Here is a 2,859-nt window from a genome sequence, read left to right on the forward strand (position 1 = left end):
CTTTTTTTATCAAGAGCCCCCGCGCCCCCCACACCCACCCCCCACCCCTCCGCCGGCGCCCACAGATGTCTAAAAGACCCCCCCCCAACCCCATGACCCTGGCCTTCGCCGCCGCCACCCGCCTCAGCCTCCTCGGCTCCATCCCCCCAGCCGTCCGCGCCGCCCGCCTCGACATCGTCAAAGGCCTGGCCGTCGACTGAAATCGCAGCCGACCTGCACGTCTGCGCTCCTACTCGCCTTTGGTCCACCACGCATCTGATTTCATGTCATCCGGGACGCCTGGATCCTCTGGCCCGTCTAACCCCAGGTCAAAGATTCGGTCGAACCACTGATCGCGAAGCGAAGGAGGAAGCCGCGCTCCGCACCAGGGGCAATAGTTCAGGGCGATATAACTGTCACTGTCCGGTACCTCCACATAGAATTCCCCGAATTTCGGATTGTATCCGATCGGAATACTGTCATTGGCCGTCCAGGCGTCCATACCCTCACAAGAGTGGCGCACCGATTCGCTAGACATTTCTCAGCCCACCTTTATCTTTCGCCCTGGAGCTGGACCTTTGTATATCTCTCCAGTCACTGGTCATAATATTATCGCGAATTCCGATTCTCACCATTGGGCCTTCGCCTTACCTTTATAAGGTCTGGCATCCTTCCAGACCGGCGACTCACCGGGTCCGGCGGATCTTTCTGTTCGCGAGGACCAAGCATGGCGTGCATCACACAGACTCCGTTATCGGGAGTGCTCGAGATCCGACCCCCTCGAATGCTCAGTGGACGCACCGGCCGTAGGTTGAAATCGTAGCCGACCTGCAGGTTGACCTCGGTGGGGCATTATGGCTCGGAAGCGATTCCAGGGGGCGCGCATCCGAGCGGCCATCCGCTAGCGCGAGTGAGGGCTATGACCGACTACGGCAATCTTCCGACTCAGCCGTTGCCGCTCGGGACGAGTTCGCGGCCGCAAGCCAGGCGGGAAGTGCCTCGGCTCAAAGGGTTTCAACCTCGGGCGGACAGCTCGGGAAGCGGGCTGGCGCGAGCGAGCCGGTACGTTGCGATTGCCGGAGTGGTCAGCCGAGTGACAGGGTTTGTGCGGACGATCGTGCTGGCGGCGTTGCTCGGCACCGCGGCTGTTGGCGATGCCTATACCGGGGCGAACAACCTGCCGAACATGGTCTACGAGCTGCTGCTCGGCAGCGTGTTCGCCAGTGCCGTCGTGCCGCTGCTCACGCGGGCACGGCGGCACGGGCGCAAGCACTCTCGGGAGTTCACGCAGCGTGTGCTGGTGGCGGCGGTGCTGGGGCTCGGCGCGGTCACCCTCGTCACGGTGCTGTGCGCTCCGCTGATCGTGCGAGTTTTCGTGGGCGATTCGGATCAACGAGAGCTCACTACCTGGTTCGCTTATCTGCTGCTGCCGGAGATCTTCTTTTATGGCGTAACGGTTTTGCTGACGGCGGTGCTCAATGTGCGGGACAGCTTCGCCGCGGCCGCGTGGGCGCCGGTGGTCAACAACGTCATCGTGTTGCTGACGTGCGGGATCTTCGCGCTGCTCCCAGGATCGGTCACATTGACACCTGCCTCGATGACCACCGCGCAGGTGCTGACGATCGGGATCGGCACCACGATGGGAATTGTCGGGCAGGCCGTGTGGGTGGTGTTCGCGCTGCGCCGCAACGGGTTCGAATGGAAGTGGCGGGTTCGGCCGATCCCGTACACCTGGCGGCCGGTCCGCGCCGGTATGCCCGTGCTGGGGTGGATTCTGGTCTACGCCGCGATCAGTCAGGTCGGGGTCGCGGTCACGATGCGGGTCGCCTTCTCCCACGGCGGGGTGTCCATCTACACCTATGCGGATCTGCTGTTCCAGGTTCCGTACGGCATCCTTGCGGCCTCGCTGTTGACGGTGCTGATGCCGCGTATCTCCCGGTCGGCCGCCGCGGGCAATCGTGCGGCCGTGATCGCTGACCTCGGGCGTGGTGCACGGTATCTGACCGTCGCGCTCGTGCCGATGAGCATGGCGATGGGTTTGCTCGGCCCGGTGCTGGCCGCCGTCGTTTTCACCGGCCGCGTCGATGCGCAAGCCGCCGGATTGATCGGAACGGCAATCGCGTCTTCCGCGTTCGGCTTGGCGCCGTTCGCGCTGGTGATGCTGCAGATGCGAGTCTTCTACGCACACAACAACACCCGCACGCCGACTCTCATCAACGTGGCGATGGTGGTCACCAAGGTCGCCGTGGTCGCCTGCTCGGTCACCGTCTTTTCCGACGGCGCCGTGGTGGTCATGCTCAGCGTCGCGAGCTCGTTGTCGTATGTGGTCGGCGCGATCATGGGGCATGTCCTGCTCCGTCGTCGTTACGGCCTCCTCGGATTCTCCACGGTCGCAGTGACTTTCACGCGCGTCATCTGGGCTACCGCCGGCGCGGGCTGGTCATGCGTTGCGATCATGGCGATCACCCGTCACACGGTGCCCGACCCACTCGTCGAGCACCTCGTCACACTCGCGGCCGGAACGTCGGTCGGCCTGGTGGTATTCCTGCTCGCCGCCAAGGCAATCGGCATTCCCGAGGTACGCAACGCTCGCGCACTGCTGGCCGCGTAGCTCCGATGTTCTGAGATCCGCACTTTCTCTTAGGATCCGCACCGGCAATAGGGGGCCGTAAGCAGTGCGGATTTCGAGAAAGAGTGCGGCTGTTCCATGGGAGGGCCGGGCTAGTGGGCGGTTTGGAACGGATCGGAGGTGTCCGACTCTGCGGGCGACGCCGTCGGAGTTTGTTGGGAACGTAGGACGTTGGCGGTGGTTGCGGCTAGGACGCAGAAGGCTACGGGGAGTAGGAGGATGATGTTGAGGGGGGCTAGGTGGGTCAGGGG

The 2,859-nt window shown here is 63.7% G+C and carries 3 protein-coding genes; 2 read left to right on the top strand and 1 reads right to left on the bottom strand.

Annotated features, from left to right (window positions below):
* Positions 1 to 65 precede the first annotated feature (65 nt).
* A complete protein-coding gene (locus DBO33_RS44535; RefSeq protein WP_267897928.1) occupies positions 66 to 200 on the top strand; it encodes a hypothetical protein in 135 nt (44 codons plus the stop codon).
* A 29-nt stretch (positions 201 to 229) separates the two neighbouring features.
* On the opposite strand, the gene DBO33_RS44870 is transcribed toward DBO33_RS44535, so the two are convergent.
* Positions 230 to 517, bottom strand: a complete 288-nt coding sequence (locus tag DBO33_RS44870) for a DUF6980 family protein (RefSeq protein ID WP_407670663.1) — start codon at positions 515 to 517, stop codon at positions 230 to 232.
* A gap of 456 nt (positions 518 to 973) precedes the next feature.
* On the opposite strand from DBO33_RS44870, the gene murJ reads away from it, so the two are divergent.
* Positions 974 to 2,590, top strand: a complete 1,617-nt coding sequence (gene murJ / locus DBO33_RS42365) for a murein biosynthesis integral membrane protein MurJ (RefSeq protein ID WP_407670664.1) — start codon at positions 974 to 976, stop codon at positions 2,588 to 2,590.
* The last annotated feature ends 269 nt before the right edge of the window (positions 2,591 to 2,859 follow it).

Source organism: Nocardia suismassiliense, assembly GCF_900269665.1.
Lineage (GTDB): Bacteria > Actinomycetota > Actinomycetes > Mycobacteriales > Mycobacteriaceae > Nocardia > Nocardia suismassiliense.